At 35.5% G+C, this 20,688-nt stretch carries 17 protein-coding genes; 3 read left to right on the plus strand and 14 right to left on the minus strand.

Going from position 1 to position 20,688, the window contains the following annotated elements:
• Positions 1–58: 58 nt before the first annotated feature.
• Positions 59–1,153 carry a helix-turn-helix domain-containing protein gene (locus tag CLV96_RS17535; RefSeq protein WP_004786632.1) on the plus strand — a complete coding sequence of 365 codons (1,095 nt, stop codon included), beginning with the start codon at positions 59–61 and terminating at the stop codon, positions 1,151–1,153.
• A 53-nt stretch (positions 1,154–1,206) separates the two neighbouring features.
• On the opposite strand, the gene CLV96_RS17540 is transcribed toward CLV96_RS17535, so the two are convergent.
• The gene (locus CLV96_RS17540; RefSeq protein ID WP_004786544.1) at positions 1,207–2,355 is read right to left on the minus strand and encodes an MFS transporter; all 1,149 of its coding nucleotides are present in this window, start codon (positions 2,353–2,355) and stop codon (positions 1,207–1,209) included.
• 21 nt (positions 2,356–2,376) lie between these two features.
• Positions 2,377–2,877 carry a DUF2938 domain-containing protein gene (locus tag CLV96_RS17545; RefSeq protein ID WP_040917079.1) on the minus strand — a complete coding sequence of 167 codons (501 nt, stop codon included), beginning with the start codon at positions 2,875–2,877 and terminating at the stop codon, positions 2,377–2,379.
• A 135-nt stretch (positions 2,878–3,012) separates the two neighbouring features.
• On the opposite strand from CLV96_RS17545, the gene CLV96_RS17550 reads away from it, so the two are divergent.
• Positions 3,013–3,627 carry an ArsR/SmtB family transcription factor gene (locus CLV96_RS17550; protein WP_243836540.1) on the plus strand — a complete coding sequence of 205 codons (615 nt, stop codon included), beginning with the start codon at positions 3,013–3,015 and terminating at the stop codon, positions 3,625–3,627.
• A gap of 23 nt (positions 3,628–3,650) precedes the next feature.
• Here the strand turns inward: CLV96_RS17550 and CLV96_RS17555 are convergent, their stop codons facing one another.
• From CLV96_RS17555 to CLV96_RS17610, 12 genes are all read right to left on the minus strand, one after another.
• Positions 3,651–5,555 carry a 7TM-DISM domain-containing protein gene (locus CLV96_RS17555; protein WP_004784962.1) on the minus strand — a complete coding sequence of 635 codons (1,905 nt, stop codon included), beginning with the start codon at positions 5,553–5,555 and terminating at the stop codon, positions 3,651–3,653.
• Positions 5,555–6,214: a response regulator gene (locus CLV96_RS17560; RefSeq protein ID WP_004787553.1), complete on the minus strand. Its 660-nt coding sequence runs from the start codon at positions 6,212–6,214 to the stop codon at positions 5,555–5,557. Before CLV96_RS17560 ends, CLV96_RS17555 begins: the two co-directional genes overlap by 1 nt.
• Positions 6,204–9,815 (minus strand): adenylate/guanylate cyclase domain-containing protein, encoded by a 3,612-nt coding sequence (locus tag CLV96_RS17565; protein WP_004786722.1) that lies wholly within the window; start codon positions 9,813–9,815, stop codon positions 6,204–6,206. Before CLV96_RS17565 ends, CLV96_RS17560 begins: the two co-directional genes overlap by 11 nt.
• A gap of 188 nt (positions 9,816–10,003) precedes the next feature.
• Positions 10,004–10,855 carry an ATP-binding cassette domain-containing protein gene (locus CLV96_RS17570; RefSeq protein WP_004785587.1) on the minus strand — a complete coding sequence of 284 codons (852 nt, stop codon included), beginning with the start codon at positions 10,853–10,855 and terminating at the stop codon, positions 10,004–10,006.
• Between the two features lie 14 nt (positions 10,856–10,869).
• The gene (modB, locus tag CLV96_RS17575) at positions 10,870–11,553 is read right to left on the minus strand and encodes a molybdate ABC transporter permease subunit (RefSeq protein ID WP_004784498.1); all 684 of its coding nucleotides are present in this window, start codon (positions 11,551–11,553) and stop codon (positions 10,870–10,872) included.
• Between the two features lie 47 nt (positions 11,554–11,600).
• The gene (modA, locus tag CLV96_RS17580) at positions 11,601–12,413 is read right to left on the minus strand and encodes a molybdate ABC transporter substrate-binding protein (RefSeq protein ID WP_004785412.1); all 813 of its coding nucleotides are present in this window, start codon (positions 12,411–12,413) and stop codon (positions 11,601–11,603) included.
• A gap of 36 nt (positions 12,414–12,449) precedes the next feature.
• Entirely contained in the window at positions 12,450–13,340 is an 891-nt protein-coding gene (locus tag CLV96_RS17585) for a tyrosine-type recombinase/integrase (protein ID WP_004784175.1), read from the minus strand.
• A 62-nt stretch (positions 13,341–13,402) separates the two neighbouring features.
• The gene (locus CLV96_RS17590; RefSeq protein WP_004785158.1) at positions 13,403–14,695 is read right to left on the minus strand and encodes an ankyrin repeat domain-containing protein; all 1,293 of its coding nucleotides are present in this window, start codon (positions 14,693–14,695) and stop codon (positions 13,403–13,405) included.
• 1 nt (position 14,696) lies between these two features.
• Complete coding sequence (locus tag CLV96_RS17595) at positions 14,697–16,217, minus strand: parallel beta-helix domain-containing protein (protein ID WP_004787472.1); 1,521 nt, start codon at positions 16,215–16,217, stop codon at positions 14,697–14,699.
• Positions 16,217–17,404 carry a cytochrome-c peroxidase gene (locus CLV96_RS17600; RefSeq protein ID WP_243836541.1) on the minus strand — a complete coding sequence of 396 codons (1,188 nt, stop codon included), beginning with the start codon at positions 17,402–17,404 and terminating at the stop codon, positions 16,217–16,219. Before CLV96_RS17600 ends, CLV96_RS17595 begins: the two co-directional genes overlap by 1 nt.
• A gap of 236 nt (positions 17,405–17,640) precedes the next feature.
• A complete protein-coding gene (locus CLV96_RS17605) occupies positions 17,641–18,630 on the minus strand; it encodes a DUF5692 family protein (RefSeq protein ID WP_004785364.1) in 990 nt (329 codons plus the stop codon).
• Between the two features lie 306 nt (positions 18,631–18,936).
• Complete coding sequence (locus CLV96_RS17610) at positions 18,937–19,530, minus strand: HMG-box domain-containing protein (RefSeq protein WP_004785433.1); 594 nt, start codon at positions 19,528–19,530, stop codon at positions 18,937–18,939.
• Positions 19,531–19,764: 234 nt separating this feature from the next.
• Between CLV96_RS17610 and CLV96_RS17615 the strand changes: the two genes are divergently transcribed.
• On the plus strand, positions 19,765–20,469 hold the full coding sequence (locus CLV96_RS17615) for a tetratricopeptide repeat protein (protein WP_040917083.1): 705 nt from the start codon (positions 19,765–19,767) through the stop codon (positions 20,467–20,469).
• Positions 20,470–20,688 lie beyond the last annotated feature (219 nt).

A 20,688-nucleotide genomic window follows, 5' to 3' on the forward strand; every position in this document is an offset into this window, starting at 1 on the left:
TTTCTAAAAAAAATATTTCATTCCCTGGATTAGCTTACACATTAGGATTGGTTTTCAAATGATAGGGTCCATCTTACTCGGTGCAGGTTTTATGCAGTCTGTATTCCTTGGCTTATATTTTCATCGCCAAGAAATTGTAGGAAGAAAATTCAGTCGTGATTTAGGATATTTCTTCTTCTTCCTCTCTTTGATTATGATTTGTAACCTCGTTTACTTTTTAGGAAAACTCAATGAATTTCCGCATCTTATCAAAGTAGGTTATCTCTTTGGATTTTGTATTGCCCCATTTTTTTCTTTTGCAGTGACAAGATATTTTGGGATTCCCAAAGAAAATCGAATTTGGTCCGGAATGTTTTTATTGGTGCCAATTTTATTTTTTTTAATTCATATCCCATTTTTTTTATTGAGTGGGGATGATAAAATTCTATCTCTCAAAAACAATCCTCAAAACGGAATATTGAGTGAGGTAAATTTGTTTCAAATGATGACTCTATTTTTTTCTCTAATTGTTTTTTTGCGAGCATATTACCGTTTTCGATTGTTATTGGGAGAGTTTTCCAATGGTTTTCTCAGAGAAGAGAAACTTTTTTCTAGTTATGTTTTAGTTTTGGTCATATGGCTATCTCTGTGTATATTGTTTTGTATTTTTTTCCCTGGGAAAATTTCAGAAAGTATATCTAACATTGGTTTTTCGGTATGGGTTCTTGGATTTGCTTGGCACAGAATTTATCTTGACCAAAAAGAGATGAATACCGACCAAATTTTGTATCCTAACCAAAACACAATCAAATACCAAAAGTCTTATTTATCGGATCAAAAATTAAATGAACTGGGAAAACATTTAGAAAGTTTGCTAACTGAAAAAGAATTGATTTTAGAAGGTGATTTGACTCTTCCCAAAATTTCAGATATCATGGGACTTTCTTCTCACATAACATCGCAAGTATGCAATCGATACTTCGGCCAAAGTCTAATTGAAATCATCAGACAAAAAAGAATTGAATTTGCGAAAAAAGCTCTGATAGAATCTGATACGCCCATCCTTCGGGTTGGTTTTGATGTTGGATTCAATTCCAAAAATGCCTTTATCAGAGCCTTTAAAGATTTAACAAAATTAACACCTTCTGAGTTTCGAAAAAAACACAAACCTTAGCCAATAGAAACAAATCAAAAAGATTTTATTTTGGCTAAGGGGATCAAATATCTTTATGCTTCAGTTATCTTTTTTATTTCTTTTAAACTTAAGGCAATGAGGAAAGATAATGTACAAGCAATCATTCCAAATGCATACACTGCTGCATAACCAAATTGTTTGGCAACAAACCCAGCAAGCGGTCCAGTCACCCCCAGTGCGAGATCAAAAAAAGCTACATAAGCTCCAAGAGCAACACCACGAAATTTTGCCTCCATATTTTTAACTGCTTCCACACCAAAAGCAGGAAACACAAGAGAGTAACCAAATCCAGTCAGTGCTGCCCCTAAAAATACCAAAGACGAATGATTTGCCTGCCATAATAAACCTTGCCCTAAAATGGCAACAGCAGAGAAGATCAGCGCAATTCTTTTACCACCATATTGATCTACAGTTTGTGCAAAGAAGATACGAGCTAAAACATATGCGGATCCAAAAATGACCATCACCCAATGAGCATTTTCCCATCCTCTTTCTTTGAAAAGTAATGTACTAAAACCGGCAATCCCAGCAAAACAAACAGCTGCGAAAAAAAGACCCATTCCCTGTTTCCACACTTTAGGGACCACTTGATAGAAAGGAATCCTCGCACTACCAACCGGTGGAACAGCAGGAACAAAATAGGAAATGATCCCGGCAAAAATAGGGAATAGAATCGCAAGAACCACTCCTCCCTGAAATCCAAATTGAAGTACCATCAAATAACCTAAGGGGCTTGAGATCGCAATCGCTGCATACATGGCCATTCCACTCCAAGCCATCACACGACCAGCGTTAGATGGTCCAACCAAACCTACACCCCAAGAAAGGGCACCAGTGATGAGTAAACTTTCTGAATATCCCAAAATAATTCTTCCAACAAGAAGAAATACTAATCCCAAAACGCCTTGAAAATATACAATTCCCAACCCAACAATTCCAGATATCACACCGAAAAATAATCCTCGAAGGACCGCAACTTTTGGTCCTTTTAAATCAGATAGCGAACCGGAATGATGCCGACTCACTAGTGTTACAAGTGATTGTGTCCCCAGTATGATTCCGAGCCAAACATCACTCAAACCCAAGGTCCCTTTAATCAATCCTGGAAGTGTTGCAATGGGAATGCCTACGGAAAAAAATCCGAAAAGAACAATGAGAGCAGTCACAGTAATATATTTCATAAAATAATCCTAATCCTATTCTTAACGGAACAAAACATTTGTTAGAAGTGCAGATCCATAAAGTCCAAGTCCATAAACTGTATGAATGGCAATGTTTCTGAGTCGCACTTGATAAGGTTTGGGCGTTTTGGAAGCAGCAATTCCAATTCCCATAGCCGGTTGCATGAGAAACCAAGGAGCCACAACGGTTCCAACTCCAACCAAAAGTGCCGGTACTATCATCGGATTCTTTAACCAACCATCTCCCCAAATGATAGGCAATAGAAACGAAAACAAAATCCCTATGGCATAATGCGAGGCCCAACCAAGTTCAGTTTCATTCGGTATCGCCTCGGTCTTTCCTATCGAAGTATGGAAAATTTTTCCTCGAAACAGATAACCAACCCAACGTCCCAAAAGCCCAAGGTCAAGCGAACTCACCCCAACCGTTTTTTGCAAAAAGAGCCGCCAAACATCCATGGCCATTGTTGCCCCTATCCCAACAAAAACGATCTTCCAGTCATTCTCTATAAGAAAATCCATAATATCCTCCAACATACGTTCTATCATTCAATTATTTTATTGAATGATAGAACGTCTATAGTTTTTTAGATACCAATACAAAATTTCTTGCGGGAAAATCGAATGCCCATTTGAATGAGATAGTATATGAAAAGTATGGAAATCATACCACGTATGAGCGAAGTTGCGAGTATGCTTGGGAACGAATCTCGTCTGATTTTACTCCAACTATTGTCTAACGGTGAAAAGTCTGTGGAGCTTTTGTCAGAAGAATCCGGTATTCCTGTTGCGAATACCTCACAACACCTCCAAGCTTTAAAAAAAACGAATGTGGTGACTACTCGTCGAGAAGGAAAAAGGATTCTTTACCGCTGGGAACAAGGACCAATGAAAGATTTGTTCTTTGCTTTGGAAAAGTTTGCTGTGTTTAGTATTGCCGAAAGGCAAAGCCCATCCAGTGGAAGTGCACCAAACATAAAGAATAATATAAGTTTCTCGGAACTTCAAAAGAAAATGAAAAAAGGAGGAGCCCTCCTCATTGATGTTCGTTCTAAAGAAGAATATAAAAAAGGCCATATCCAAGATGCAATTAATGTTCCCTATAACGATCTTTTAACTCACAAATTTCCTAAAACAAAAGAGGTTATCGTATATTGCCGAGGACCACTTTGCCTCTTATCCGTTAACGCAATGAAACTTTTGCAATCCCGTGAAGTGAATGTTTTTCGTTTTGATGGAGGATTTAGTGGTTGGGAGTCTCTGGAAAAATAAATGATAAAACGAGGCAAATGCTTTTAAGAAAAAAACTTTGCTCCAGTAGGAAATTGAATTTTTAATTGGTAACTTTCATCTAAAATCTGAACTTCCAAATTCCCATTTAATTGCGATAATCTTTGTTTGATACTTTTTAATTCAAGATGACTTTTTTGATTTTGTATTGGTAGGTTCAACGAATTTCTTTGAATAATAAAAAAAGAACCGTCTACATAATCCAGTGTCCATACAGATTCGCCACTTCCATATTTGATATCATTTGTACAAACTTCATACAACATATAAAATATATTCAAAAAATAACTTTGGTTTTTACCAATGACTTTTACTTCGCTGAAATAATTTAAAAAGTCATTAGATGGCAAAAATTCAAACTCACGTCCAACATCGGAATACCTTCTTAAGAAAGTCAAATGTAAACCAGTGACAAAGTTTTCAAAAATTAAGTTTTGATCTTCGATGTAAAGTAGTTGGTTACGAAGTGACTGGATGATGGAAACGACTCTATCGTAAATATGGACCAGATCAAAATTACGTTTAGTCGATTCATTTATACTGCCAATTTTTCTTTCCAAATATACTTTTAAATCCGTTAAATTTGCACCCAATTGGTCGTGTACCATCAACTGCATCTCAGTTCTCTGTTTTGACAACGCATATAATGATTCTTCATGTAGAGCCATTTCAATATTGGCTCTAGATTCGATTGCATATGCAAAAAATTTACTCAAAGATACCGTCTGGAAAATCACATAAAACAAATATCCAATAATTAGATATAAACCACCCTGAATGCCGTAATAGTTGAGAGAAATGGCTAAAATACAGAATAAGGCAAGTGAGAATAGAGCCATTGCCATCGAATATAAACCTTGCGCCTCCTTTTTATGTTTATAAAGAAGAAAAAAAGAGAATGCTAAGAACAATATCAAATAAAGAACGAGATAAAAAAAATTCAAATAGTATTGATACGTTTTGGGAATAAAAGGAGTAAACAAAGCAAAAACTGCACCAACAAAGAAGAAATTATTTACTTTTTTGTATTGTTTCGACTTAAATAACTCACTCAAGAATAAAACAGAAAACACAAAAGTAAGTATATTTACATAATGTAACCATATCGACTGAAATTCAAAACTTCGGATGGGAATAAAATAAGAGTGTAATTTAGAATTCAAAAAAGGTATTCGAATTAAAAATGTAATACATACAATTGCAAAATAGAAAAAAGCACGTTGGTTACGATTAATAAAGTAAAAAGACAAATGATATAAGGCTGACCCAAAAATAAGACCAAAAACAAAAATTTCGACAATAATACTTTTACTTTTATACAATTGCATTTGCAAAGGAGAAGCAATCAAAAACTCACCTCTTGGCCCACCTTGATAGAAATCTTGGTTAGCAATTTGCAAAACAATCTCTAATTCTTGCTTATCTGTTAAAAACTCAATAGTTGAATTTGCTCTATCAGGAACAATATCTGAAAGTAAGGACGAAACTTTTCCATTCTCCTGTATAAGCACACCATTGACGTAAACTTTAGAAGCAGAAAACAAATGATGGAAATATATAGAGAATTGTTTAATCCCCAAATTCTTTTGAACTTTTATCTTTTTACGATAGGTTGCAAATCCATTTGCAGGGAACTTTTGTTTAGCAATGTTCAAATTCGTCCAAGGCCGAAATTCAACAATTGGAACATCATCTAATGAATGATTAGCTTCGAAATTTATTGGATCCAATAATTGGTTCCAATAAATTTCCCAACCAGACGATAAATTGATTGGAATGGAAATATCCCAATTGGTATCTGATAAATCTACATAGGAAAGATTATGATATTTTTCGTTTAATTTTTGGTAACAATTCAATGGAATTGCAGTGATAATGAAAAATAAAATAAACTTCCCAAAGCATTTCATTATAAAATAGAATATTCTTGCACTTTTAGTGCTAATTCTGACCGATTATGGACCTGTAATTTTCGATAGATTGATTTTACATAGCCTTGTACTGTATGTTCACTTAAGTCCAAAAACTTTGATACCAAAGGAATAGTTTTCCCTTTGACCAACAATTCAAGAATTTGTTTTTCCCGATCTGTTAAATATACTTTGGGTTTGTCGATAGGACGTCTAAAATTCGAAAACACTCTCAGTGCAATAGTAGGTGTGATATAAGCACCTCCACCTAACAAAACATCAACTATATTTTTGATTTGTCCTAATTCTGATTTTAATAAGTAGCCAAGTGCCCCATTTTTAATCGAATTAAAGATCATCTCATCGGAGTTCATATTCGTTAACATAATTACTTTTATGTTTTCGTTCTTTTCCGATAAAATTTTAACTACTTCGATGCCGTTTATACCTGGTAACATGATATCCAAAAATAAAATATCGATATTTTTATGTTGAGGATCACGCAAAAGCATCTCTCCCGTTTTCCAAGAGAAAATCTCTGATACATTATCCAATTCTGAAATGCGGCTTTTTAGTTCTTCCAAAAAGAAATCGTCATTTTCCAAAATTCCAATTTTGATCACATTGGAATCAGCACTAGCTTCATATTTATGCGACATGTTCTCTGGTTCCTGCTAATGTTTCGTAGTATTTCCAAAAATTTTCATTCGGAGTCCTTTGATCTTCAAATAAGGAAAATTCAGCCTTTAATCCCAGAACGTAGAACATTTCCACTTCTCCTTTGTTTTTGGCGTTAATTTTTCCCCTGTATTCGCATTCAAAAACATCTTTAATCATACCATAGGTTTCGCCACTAACATTGATTTTTCCAGGAGTCCCCGAAGATTCCATTCTAGAGGCAGTGTTCACTGTATCCCCCCAAACATCATATGCAAATTTTTTTTCTCCAATTACTCCTGCAACTAACGGGCCTGAATGAATTCCTAACCGTAGTTCCCAAAATGGCAAACCTTGATCCGCTTTAATTTGTTTCATTAAATTCATAAAGGATTGGATTTCCAACGCCGCAAGAACTGAATCAATCGCATGTGTTTGGTTTCGCTTCGGTATTCCACCTGCACACATATAACTATCGCCGATCGTTTTCAGTTTCTCCAGTTTGTATCTTTCTGTAATTTTATCGAACTGAACAAAACAAGCATCCAAATCTCGAATTAGTTCTTGTGGTGATAAAAATTCTGCTATTTGGGTGAATCCTTTAAAATCAGTAAACATAACGCTAACATTTTCGTATAAGATTGGTTCTGTGGCACCTTTTTCCTTCAACTCCTCTGCAATATCAAAAGGCAAAATGTTTAGCAAAAGTTTTTCATTTTTCCTTCTTTCTTCCTCTGCAATATTTCTAGAAATTTCAAGTTCTTGAAATAAAGCAGAGTTAGATAAGATACCAGCAAGTTGCTCCCCTAATATGGACAGACGAGTTAAATCTTCTTCCGATGGACTCAGAGGTTTCTCAGAATTAGAAAGGTCCAGGACGCCAACAACCTTTCCTCTGAGTATCATAGGTATAAAAATAATGTGTTTAAGTCTAAGGGCTTTGATTCCAAACCGATCATCTTCAGAAAAAAGCCGATCAAAATTACCTACTCCTTGTGAGAAAAATACAACCTTTTTGCGACGAAGTACCATGGAATGAGCACCGCTTCTACCTGACTTAGGTATCTTCATATCGAGAAGTCTTTTTCGTTCAAATTCCTGAACAAAATCCGGAATTTTGATGTCCACAAATTTGAGATACTCTCGCCCTTCTTCAGCTAACAATAATGAGTAATATTCAATTCCAAAATGATGATTCACATATTGGTGAACTTTTTCCATGATCACATGAAGATCAATATCTTCGTTCAAACTTTTCAGTAAATTATTTAGAGAATTTGTCTCTTGTTTTTGTTTTTCCGTTTCCTTTAATAAATATACTCGATTGATTACTCCAGCAACTTGAGCGCAAAGATTTTCAATGGATCTGACTTGAGCTTTCGTTAAATCTAAACGGTTCAGGAAATTAGAGAACATAAAAAATCCGATGGTTTCATTATTTAAAACCAAAGGTACATGCAAAAAGGAAGTAGCGATTACGCCTTCGCAAATTTTTTTATCAATTTCGAATGCGTATTGTTTGATTTGAGGAATTAGCAGACTTTTCTTTCTCTTCCACACCAAGTAAGCCATACCACCTTCTTCGCTAAAAGGGATTCGTAAGCTACTTGCGAAAGCTCTTTGCTCAGGTGTGATTTCAACGAAGACTTCTGCGTGCACACTTCTGATTTCCTTTTGATTTTCATCCAATAAAAATAACCATGAAGCAAGAATTCCATATTTTTGATTTAGATAGCTTGCGATTGCATGAATGATTTTTGAAATTTCCAATTCAGAGTTGATTATACTAGTTAAATGATTGATTGCTTCAATTTCTTTTTTTGCCTCTTCCGACTGTGTAAGAGCATTGTCAGTTTTTATTTTTTCTTCTGCTAACTCAAATATAGTTTGGTCTAACTTTACTGCAGTTGATCGCAAAAACACAAAGGACACAAGGTAAAAGGCGAGTGCAATAGGCGATGCAACAAATAATGCGTGGTATATGGCAACATTCACAGGAAAAACTTCCGTTAAATTCAAAACATAAAAGGACATAGAAATTGGGACAAAGAACAGAATCATTAATGAAACCCGATTTCCAATTAATGTGGCTTGCCCCGAAGTAGGAATGGCTCCTAGTTTGACGATAAAAATTGAAATCAAAAGTGCTGGGACAAATTGTAATTCACCAATTGAATACAAAGGAATTCCCATTGTAGCCGGTAAATTAAGTAAAATAAGGAAGTCACCGAAAAACAAGGAAAGCACAATAAGATTGGCCATTTTATTTTGAGTCTCTTTCCAAATATGAATCCATTCTTTTAAAAAAAATGTCATACCAATCATCCCAAGAAGGCCAAAAACATTTAGTCCAATACCACCTGCAGACATCCGACCAAAAGAATACTCATAGAATCCTCCAAAAAAATAAGGAGTCCAAAGGACAAACGATAAAAGGAGAGAAGCGAAATCTAAAAGCCAAATCTGTTTGGGGGACTTTTTACCAAATAACGCATAACAGAATCGCAAGTGGATCCCTGGGGTGAATACAAACAATGTATAGAAAATTTGTTCTAACCTCCGATGTACAATTAATGGCAAGTCAAACTTAAAAATGACCATAACAATTGTAAAAGCACCTGCTAAAAAAAACGATATGGAAGCCAACATGTTTAATTTGATATCAGGATTACTTCCGGCGATATAAATAGCCAGAGCAAATACGACAACGCTAGAAAGAAGTGGAATCAAAAAATAAGGTCGAATGTATGCTGTTAACTGGTCATTCGGATGAAGGTAAAAGGAAATTAAATATGCGATTACAATTAAAATCGTGGTAATAAATCCAGATAAAAAGTAAAACAATCCTCTCTGTTTGAATAACAAATCGTTCAAATTTAAAAAATCTGAACGAAAAATTCCGTAACCGAGAATAGATAAGGGAAGAAATGCAAAACTACTCAATGGAAAAACTGGATATCCAACTAAACTTAGTAAATTGGTAATCAAAAGAAAACTACAGATATGGAGACCTAAAAACAAAAACTTTTTTGATTCAAATTCTACTCTATGCTTCATCCAATAATGAACGGAAGTAGGAGTGTATACAAATGTATAATTAATAACTAAAACGACTCCCCAAATTTTAAGAGGAAGTTCAGCAATTGGATATTTGCCAAAAGAATAAAGAAACCAGCCACCTGTAAAATCATATTGAGTTAAAAGCCCGTAATAACTGAAACAAACGGTGCAAAAGGACAAAAATCCAGAGATGATTAAATATCTATAATACTGGTTCGTTAAATAGTATGTTAAAAAAGCAGCCGATGGAGATAATAAAACAACTCCAAAGTATCCAATGCGATTCCAAAACAATAGTGTCGGTTGGTCCTGAAGCAAGGTGCGTAGTGATAGAACGAAACCAAGTGAAGCAAATGCAAAGGAAAAACAAATAAAACTGATCAGAAGTTTACGATTATCAGATCTTTTGAGGGCGAGTATCGCAAGTGAAGTGAGTGTCAGTCCAACAAATGTTGTAAAAAAGTTTGGTATCGCCCAAGGGAGTTTGTGCCAAAAATATTCAATTGTGGTCGGATTTACCAATAGTTCAGGGATAGGAATCATGAAATCCTCAGTTTGAATTACTTATTTCTCTACAAAAACTTAAAACGATTGCAAAGAATTCAGATGACTTTCTTTCAATTCATAAGTTTGGAAATAAATATTTTAGGAGAACATCCCCCCTGTTTAGGGGGTTTTCAATTAACAACTTGAGTCTTCTATGAATAACGACAAAGCGATGAGACTAAAATTCAATCACCATCTCTTTTGATTTTTATTTGTGTAAGGCAAAAACCGTTGATCTTCAATATTGGATCGCTCGGTTCTCTCTTTAAAACGATAAGGGGGTTAGGATACCAAAGTGCCACCTCATTCTTAGATGGGTTCATACCGATTATTTCTGCTTCCAGTAAGTCATTATGATTTTGCCGAAAACAATCAATCGGATCACCACTAGATAGAATTTGTCCCTTGGATACCATATAAACTTTTTTTGCAAGTTTAACGACCTCTGGGATTTCATGACTGATGAATATGACTGTCATTCGAAATTGATTCTGAAACGAATGGACAAGCGCAAGTAATTGGTTTCGAATTCTTTGGTCCAATGAAACAAAAGGTTCATCTAAAAAAAGAAACTTTGGTTTCTGAATGAGGGCCCGAACGAGAGCCACCCTTTGCTTTTGACCACCTGATAATCTTTCCACTTTTTGATTTAGGAGATCCTCTACTTCAGCAAACGATATTAATTCTTGCAAAAGAGACATATCTTCCATCCCTTTCTGAAATGCAAACTCTAAGTTCTCTCTAACATTCATATTGGGAAACAAAGATGATTCTTGGAATAAAAAACCAATTGATCGAGATAGAATTGGTAAATTGATTTTGTTATCTGAATCAAACCAAAATTGTCCATCAACAGAAATATATCCGCAGTCAGGAGTTATTAAACCAGTAAGCATTTTCAAAAAAGTTGTTTTACCTGCTCCAGATGGACCAAAAAGAGCGTTGGTTTGGTGTAGTGGAATCTCACATTGAAACTGAAGCTCCACAGGTTTTGAATTTCCTGAATAAAATTTTTTTTGGATATTTACAATGATCATTCTGAACTCTGGATTTAATTTTTCGAAGACAAAACCATTGTTAAATTTCTCTTGTAACGAAAGAGCAATAACAAAAAAAACATCGAAATACATACAAGTATTGCCGCATAAATATGAGCTGAAACATAATTCATTGCCTCTACTTCTTCAAAGATTGCAATGGATGCGACTTTCGTTTTACCAGGAATACTCCCACCAATCAGAAGTACGACGCCAAACTCACCAATAGTATGCGCAAATGTCAAAACCATACCAGCCAAAATTGCCGCTTTACAATTTGGAAGAATCACTCGAAATAAAATAGTCCACTTTGATTTTCCCAAAACCATCGCGGTCTCAATATAGATTTTTGAAATAGATGAAAAGCCCACTTGGTATGCTTGCAACATAAAAGGCAAACTAAAGAAAATTGAACCAATTAAAATTCCCAAAAAACTAAAAGCAATTCGGAAATGAAAAATCTCCTCAATCCACCTTCCTAACCAGTGGTTGGGACTAAAAAATATTAGAAGATAAAAACCAAGAACTGTAGGTGGTAGAACCAAGGGTAAGTTTAGAACTGTTTCTAATACAAAACGAAATCTAAAGGATGAAAAAGTAAGCCAATACGCAATAGGTATGGTTATCAAACTCAAAAGTATTGTTGTACAAAAAGCAAGTTTTAAAGTTAACCAAAGAGGATCAAAATCTAAAATCATAAATTCTTCCTTGCTTTATCAAATCACTATGACAGAAAATAAAATATTCATTTTGTAGACAACGTATACCCATATTTAGAAAGAATGAGCTTGGTATCTTTCGAAAATAAATAATCAAAAAAAATCTGAATCTGTATAATTTCTTCTTTCGATCGATTTTTACCTGTTTCTATGATAACGGCTCCTTGGTGAATTGGTGTATAAGACAAAGAATCAATATTTTCCCAAAATTGATTTGTATTTTCTTTTGTGAGTGCAGTAGAAAGGGAGGTAAAACCAAAATCGGCAGAACCCGTAAGAATAAATTGGTTTACTTGCGTAATACTTTCACCAAACACAAGTTTATCTTTTACTTTTTCATAAATTCCATAATACTTCAATGATTCAATAGCGGCTCTTCCATAAGGGGCAGTTTTGGGATTAGCAATGGCAATATATTTTGTATTTTCACTAAGTAAATGTTCCTGCATTGAAATTGATTTGGATTTCTGCATTTGTGACATGATCACCAATTTTCCAGTGGCATAGACCTTTGGTTTGTTCTTAGTAAAACCTTCCCTGTAAAGAGCCTCCGGAAAATCCATATCAGCCGAAAGAAATAAATCAACAGGAGCACCAACCCGAATTTGGCTTGAGAGTTGGCCTGAAGCCCCAAATAGAAGAGTTATTTTTGATTTTGGATTCTCCTTTAGAAAGGCTAAACGAATCTCTTCCATTGGATTTTTAAAATTTGCCGCCACTGCAACAACGATTTCCGTTTGGTATTTTATATTTTCAAAATCCTGATCTTGATTTTTCTCTGCAAACATCGTTGTTGTAAGGAACAGTAGACCAAATAAGATTGTTTTGATACTTTTCATAACCCGATCAGGATCATATAAAAAAGGAATCCAAACCTAAGCGAGACTTTTTTGGAATTGAAATCCATACTGGTTCTGACTTTCAAAAACTCCCAACTTGATATTCCCTATTTTATCGAGGGGACTTGTGATTTGTAAAAGAGAATTGGGACTTACATGCAAATAGATTAAAGTACTTTTGATATCTGCATGACCCAATAACCTTTGAATGTACACTAAACTGTATCCATCCTCCAAAAGATGAGTTGCAAAGGAATGCCTCAAAGTGTGTACCGTTCCATACTTTTGAATTCCTGATAAACTACGAATTTTTTGAAAAGCTGCTTGGATCGTCCGAGGGCTAATGGGAACATTCTTACCTTTTTGAGAAAAGAACAAAAATGTTTTTGGATTATAAATCTCCATATATTGTTTGAGAAGCATCGCCGTCTTATCTCCTAATATCGCGTATCTTCCGTGACCACCTTTGCCTGAAGCAATGAAGATAGCTTTTCTTTCAAAATCAATGTCAACCACTTGCAAGTTCAACACTTCTCCAATACGAATCCCAGAAGAATACAATAATGTAAAAATTGATTTTTCACAGACAGAAGTACAATTCCCAAGAAAGTTTGTAACCTCAGATTGACTAAAGACAGCCACAACTTTCCGCTTCCGTTTTGGGAACGGAACTAGATCTAACATTTCCTTACGATCCAATAGAGAATAAAAAAACAATATTGCACTATAAAAAATGACTAAAGTGGAATCTGACTTATTCGACAGTCTTAAATTAAGGAAAAAATTATAGATATCAATGGGTTGTAAAACCAGAGGTGATTTTTGAAAGTATCTAACCAAACGAGACATACACATCGTATAACTTCGAATTGTTTTTTTTGCATAGCCATGAACTATCATATCTGAAATCATTTTATCTTTTAACATACCCATATGTACAGAGGACAAAAGGTACATAAGAATAAAAAGAAATTAAATAAATTTCAGACTTATTTGGTTTGTTTTAGATTTTTTAGTAAATCAACTATTTTAAGATGTCCATTCTCTAATGCTAAGTCTAATGCTGATTTACCTTTTTTATTTTTAACCGCAGGATTTGCATTTTTTTCCAAGAGGAACGAGGCGATTTCAAAATTCCCATCTCTTGCAGCCAAAATTAAAGGAGTCTGACCCTCTAATGTATCGGCTCGGTTAGGATCAGATCCCAAATAAACCAATTCCTTCACGATGGGCTCATTTTGAAGTAAAACAGCAAGAATCAATGGAGTCTGACCGAATTCATTGGTTGCCTCCAAATTTGCGCCTTCCCCAACGATCGACTTTACAAATGGAAGCGACCCACCTTGAATCGCCCAAAAAAGTGGAGTGTATTTATGTTCATCCACTTCATCTACACTTACGCCCGTTAAACGTAAAAAATGGAAAAGGTAAATATGATTTTCTCTAGCGGAATAAATCCAAAGTAATTTTCTCCTTCTCGAATAATCCAAAAAGAATAAACTTATGAGTAAAAAGAGTATAAAAAAAACACCAAATGCTTTTTTGGCTGCATATTTAAAGTCAGGATGAAAAAATAATTCAGAATTTTCCCCAAGAATGCCTAAGACTGACTTATATTTTTTAATAATCAGATAAACTAATAAAATATTTGTAGGTAACGTAAAAGCAATTAAGTAGGGAATATTAAGAATTTTACCATTCCCTGCATATAATAGAAAATAAATTGGAAACAGTGTAATGAGAAATCCATAGATGGATATACTTTGCGCAATATAACCTTTTGTTGATCCACCTTTTGTAAGCAAAATTCCACGATGGAAACTCATTAGTTGCAATAATAACGAAGAGAGGATAGCCCAAACAATCGAACTTAATATCTGTATTGAAGGAAGGGGAATGGGCATATCCCAGCGATTTTTATTCATCCCTACATATAAACCGGCAAGAATTGCAACTCCACCCACAAACCACAGAGAAAAAAATACTCGAACAGAATGTCTCGCTCGTCTCATTCGTGATGTTTTATCTTCTACAACATCTTCTTCGCCAAGGATATCCTCTACTGCAGATGCAGCACGTAATGTTCCGAAAACCGAAACGGCAGCGTAATAACAAAGGAAGGAAACCGCCAAAAGGTTACGTTTCCAAGAAATATCATTGGAAACGTAGCGTACCAATACAATTAAGAGGAAAGCTAATATGGGAGGTGTCAGCAATCGAATGATCGATATTAATCCGCCGCGGAATGGATTCATTTGAGGAAGGTTTTTTTCTGCATTCATACTATTTTACCACCCCTTTTGAGTTTTCATCTTTCAAATTTAAAATATAGTTAGCAACAGCTGTTAACTTTTCATTTCCTAAATACTTTTGCGAAGGCATTTCTATAAAACCTTCTCGAACTTTTTTGGGCATAGATGCAAAGGAGACAACACCATAAACATCTTTTTTGTATTTATCCTGTATTTCCTTAATTGGAGGACCTACTGTACGAAGAGTCATCGAATGACAGCCAGAACAAACGGCACCAAACACTTGTTTTCCTAGTTCTCGTGCATCCGATTTAGCCTCTCCCAACTTTGGATCTCCAATCATCGTTTTGATTTGTTCTGTGGATTCTTTTGGTGAACAAACGCCATATTCATTTGTTCCAATTTTTGTAACTGAATCAGGAGAAAGCAAACAATTGTCTTTTCCTTTCCCTGAAGCGACAATATCATATCCATCTGGGAAAATTCCCACTTTCCCGCCGTTAGGAGATTCAGGAATTGGATTACCGGAAAAAACAACTCGGATCACATAAAATATCCAAGAGATAAAATCATTCCACTTTCGAGATCCATTATCTATAAAAACATTTTCAAGGACTTTGTTGCGGTCAGGATTTGGTTCCACATCCGGATCAGGTGATTTAGAATTAGGGAGCAAATTATTATCTCCAATTCCAATTCCGGCAAAACTATTTCTACGAATGATATTTCCTTCAATCGTTACTGCATCTCCCGCCATGACACCAATCCCAATCCCTGGTGGAACACCGGCTACCAGGGCTCCCGGTTCTGCAAAATTTCGATGATTATTATCAAATATGAAGTTCTTTCGAATGATTACATTCTCAACTTTTTTTAGCGGCAACCCTGGTAAAGCAAAAGCAACGATACCTGCTGAATTATCATACACAGTATTTCCTTCGATTAAAACATTTGTTGAGTTTTCAATTTCAATCCCGATAACACTACCATAAACTTCATTTCGTCTAACATCAACATTGTGACACATCCCGATGTAAATTGCAGCATCAGCAATTCCTAAACTAACTGTATCTTCAACTACTACGTTAGTCCCCATCGTTGGATAAATTCCGTAAATTCCTGTGTTCTCCACAATGAGCTTACGCATAATGATGTTACCGGCACCTTGGGTCATCACTCCATTCGCTTTGTAATTTTTTATATGAAAATTTTCGATGAGAAAATTTGCCCCAGACCCAATCACACCATCATTGAGTTTGGCTTCTCCATCTAACACTGGCCACTTGCCATTGACGATAACACCAGACAGAGTGAAATGTGTTTTATCGACAAACAAAAATTCATGATAAATACCAGGAAACACTTTTACAGTATCTCCTTTTTCTAACGAATCAATCGCCTTTTGAATCGACTCACCTTCATGAACTTCGACTGTGCGTGCAAAAACGTGGGATGTGAAGAAAAAAGATAAAAAGATAACTAACCATAGATGAAAATGGGTTTTTGAATTTTTTAAAAAAAGAATGGATTGAAAAAGTTTTTTAAAACTCATTATTGTTTGGATCTCCGATGATATGATTCTAAATCTAGTGCTACTGGTAAACCTGATGGTACAGACATAGGAAATTTGGGCATACTTGTTTCATCAGTCAATGTCATTAGAAAAGAAATTAAGGAAGTAATTTCATTTTGACTGAGGCCCATTTTTCTTACGTGCCAATGAATTCGAAGATCACTGGGTGCACCATTCCCCCTACCGCCACCTTCGTTATAAAAATTTACAACTTCCTCGAGAGTTTCCAAATTTCCAGCATGCATATAAGGTGCTGTTTTTGCTATATTTCTCAAACTAGGAACACGAAAAGAACCACGAAGCAAATCTTGACCTGTAATGGTTTCTCGGCCATAATCCCTTTCTCCCGAATCGAGAACTCCAATGGTTGCAAAAACATTATTTGTGAACATCGGTGGAGGATGGCATTCAGCACATCTGGCAACAAAAGATCGAAAGACATTATAACCTAACAACTCTTCTTTGCTAAGTGCGTCTTTATCTCCAGTCGACCATTTATCAAACCTACTACTAAAAGAAACGAGTGATCTTTCAAAAGATGTTATCGCTTCAACCACCAATTGAGCCGATATTTTTTTCACCCCCAGGCCAAACGCTTGCCGAAACATTTTTTGATAGAAAGGATTTTCATTTAATCGTAATTCGATGATCGTAGGTGAACTGTCCATTTCATCAGGAGAATAGAGTGGGCCTTCCGCTTGGTCTTCCAAATTTGAGGCTCTCCCTTCCCAGAATAAGTGTTTCATGTAGAGAACATTCCATAAACTCGGCGCTGATCTCTTTAATACCACTCCATTTTTGCGTTCAGGTCCATAACCCGTCCCACTTTTCCCAATACTTTGTTTCAGACCATCCGATAAACTATAAGCTGGGTGATGACAATGTGCACATGACAGTTGTTTATCTCCAGAGAGAATAGGATCAAAAAACAAATACCTACCCAAATCAATAACTTTTGGATCTAGTTTGATGTTTGGAAGAGATTGGCCTAAGCCACCATTTTTTTCTAAAGAATTTACATACTGATAATTGATGATGCAGTAATTTTTCTCTGCTTTCCATCCAGATGGACAAAGAGAAGATAGAAAAAAATCTGAAGGAGGTTCCACTACTTCAAATTCAGATGTCTCTTGAATGATTCTAGAATCTACCTTTGAACAATTCAAAACAAAAAAGACAAAAGTAACGAATCCCAAATAAAACAGACTCTTCACAAGACAAGAGAAACATATAGAGAAAACTTAGAAATCATTTTAATCTATATAATCAAAAGAAAAGCAAATGATTTGACCATAAAAAAAATTCGTCATCTCAAAGCTCATTGATTTATATCAATGCTTATTTGATGTTATTAAAAGAGTCACAAGAAACATGACCCTTTCAATAAAAGTAAAATTCTGAACTAAGATTCAGCCAAAGCCTTTATGGCTTTATATTCACCGAGATCGATGTAAATCTCTTTAGTATATGGATTCCGTTTTGTTTTAACCCACTTATAGATCATATAACAGAACACAGCCACATTACTAACTAATGCAAGTGCAGCAATAGAATTATAAATCCAAGGTTGGTATGTTGAGCGAACTACATAGGCTCCTGAATCTAAAAACATTGGGAAGGTTTGAGCAAACATACACCAGATAGCAAGCGTTTGTGCTCTATGTTGCAACCAAGCACCTTTTCCAATCGTAAATGCGCAGACAGTTGGTGCCAAAAGAAGTGCTAAACCAGCATACCAAGAATGTGATGGAATACAATTATATGTATAAGAAAAGTTCCACAAATCATAAGCGACTATCCAGAACCAAAGCATATCAGGCCATAACATATCCCGACTCTTATCAGTTTCGGTTTCTTTTCGAATCACAATTCCAAACCAACCAGTAATTGTAACCGTATTCAGAATACCCGCAACAGCATTCATATAATTCCAAGGCCCACCAAGAACTCCAGTCACTTCACCTTCAATTGGCCCTGAAAATAAATTCCAATAAACCCTTCCAACTTGAAAATCTCTTGTGACTGCCTCAATGATATTCACTGCTAAAATGAAAGCAGGAAAAAATAATGCAGTTTTAACATTCGCTAATCGCCAGCGTATATTTCCTTTAGCGTCATGTTTCTGAATATGGCGGATCGCCCAAAAGATAAGGCAACCTGCAATCGCAGAATACACTTTGGCCAAATGAAACCAATCTGTATAGGTTTGTTCTTTCATAAAGAAAAACCAAAGAATGGAAAGAAAAGTGGGGAGGACTATGAAGCTAAAAAAGCCAGCCCACTTCCATCTTCTCGCAAATTCATTAAAAACAAAAAGGGCAAGAAAAACAAGGAGCCAAATGGCAATCCCTTCCACTGTTGTCGTGCCGGCCTCTGTATTAAAAGTCCACATAAAACCAATACCCCTACCGATTTAGATTTCTGATTCTAAATTTTAGAAAACCTGTTTTCATTATGACTGACTAGTCAATGAAAGTCAAGGACTCTTATAAACATATGGAGGATTTAGCAGGTGTTTGTTTAGAAGAATTCTAAACAAACTTCTTTGAACGATCCCAAATCTTTAGAATTTCAAAATTGAAAAAATTTAGGATCGAATTGACTAGGCGGTTCGGATTCTTATTTTCCAAGGGATAGGAAAGCGACCCTCAGAACAAACACTACATACTCCGAGGGTAAGGGTTATGTTCATTTTTTTTCAATGAAAAGCTTCTTCCAGTGATTTAAACACCTCTCGACTAACACCTATCGGCATAAAAAAACCAATGGAATTCACTGACAAAGAGGACCCGCCGTAAATTTCAATCGCTACCGAAGTTTGGGATGATTCTGTAGTTAAGATCTCTTGGAATTTAGGATACACTTTGGTTGGTGCTAAAAAATATGATAGAAAATTCCTGAAAGGAAAAGAAGCACTAAGCCCATTCATTTGAGGAATAGAAAAAGTTTTGAACTTAGAAGTTACTTGTTTCTTTTGTTCTGCAGAAAGCTCTTCCCATCGGCACCCAAGAACTGATCGCAATTTTGTCGGTTCCGTATCAGGTCCGTCCAAATAAATTGCTAGGCTATCGCAACTGGTAATTCCTACCGACTCCCATTCTTTTTGAAAACGATCCCAACTATTTCCAATCTCATTATAAGGTCCTTTATGAGTAGTATAAAAAATTTCAGTTGGACCAAATGATTCACGATTCACCGTTACCTGCTGAAACCCACCCATATAACTATAAAAGGCGATTCCAAGTAGAACCAAGACAACAATAGTGATACCAATATTTTTTCCCTTTTTCATCTTTTTCTCCTTTTCTTTTATTAAAAGAGAAAATAAAAAAGGCAATTAGAATTTTAAGGGATGATTGTATTGTTTTTTTGACTGGGAATTGATTGCCTGGGAGAGAAGTTACTGAATAAGAATTATCTGCCTTCCGAAAAACGGAGCAACGTAATTTTACCAAATTTCAAACTAGATTTACACTTGCGAAAATAAGATTTTGTCTAAATCGTTTATATGATAAGGCGAAGAAAAATGAACCCATTGAGAATTTATTTACTCATCCTTTTTATTTTCATTGGATTTGGAATTTCATTAAATTCAGAACCATTGTCGGAGACTAACCAAAAAGCGATTGATGCCTTTTACCAGAAAAACTGGTCTCAGGCAGAAATTTGGTTCAAAGAAAGTTTAAAGAAAAATCCAAGTGACCCATATGCAAACTATAACTTGGCATGCGTTTACACTATCCTATTAAGTCAATGCGAGTATTTGACAGAAGAACAAGACGTTTTTCAGTTATTAAATCATGCAGTCAAAAACAAAAAGTCTTACAAAAGTTTGATGCTGAAAGACAAAGATCTTTCGTTACTTCGTAATACATACAGATTTAATGAAATTGCAGGGCTCAGCCCAAAAGAGATCTTTGCAAATATTATTTGGTATGGCCCAAGTCCAGGTGCTTACGGGCCCATCTCGAATCTTAAGTTTGATAAAAATGGATCATTTGAATTTTCTTTGGTGTCATTTCGCGAAAGTGATGGATCACTTGAAATACCAAAGTTTAAAGGCAAATACCAATGGATCTCTGAAGACAAGATCCAACTAGAATTTCAAAATCTTCCCTCGTCGTTTCCAAACCAAACCAAAAAAAGGCAAGCTCGTTGGAACAAAGATAGGCTAGAAATTGAAGGTTTTGAATACCAATTCGTAGATTCACCTGACCGCTGTTCGGCGTAGAATGCCTTCCTGACTCCTGCTCGACTGGGTGTCCTTGCCCAGACTCGCGAGCTCCGCAGGTCTCGCTCCGCCTCCGTCAGAAACGCATTCTGACTTGGGTTACCTATTGAATACACGAATTGTTTCCAAACATAAAAAAAGCCTCACATCTTTCGACGTAAGGCTTCTCTTTTCTTTTACTCTGTTTCAACTATATACGACAAAGGTCCTATCTTTCCG

The sequence above is a fragment of the Leptospira meyeri genome, assembly GCF_004368965.1.
Taxonomy (GTDB): Bacteria; Spirochaetota; Leptospiria; order Leptospirales; family Leptospiraceae; genus Leptospira_A; species Leptospira_A meyeri.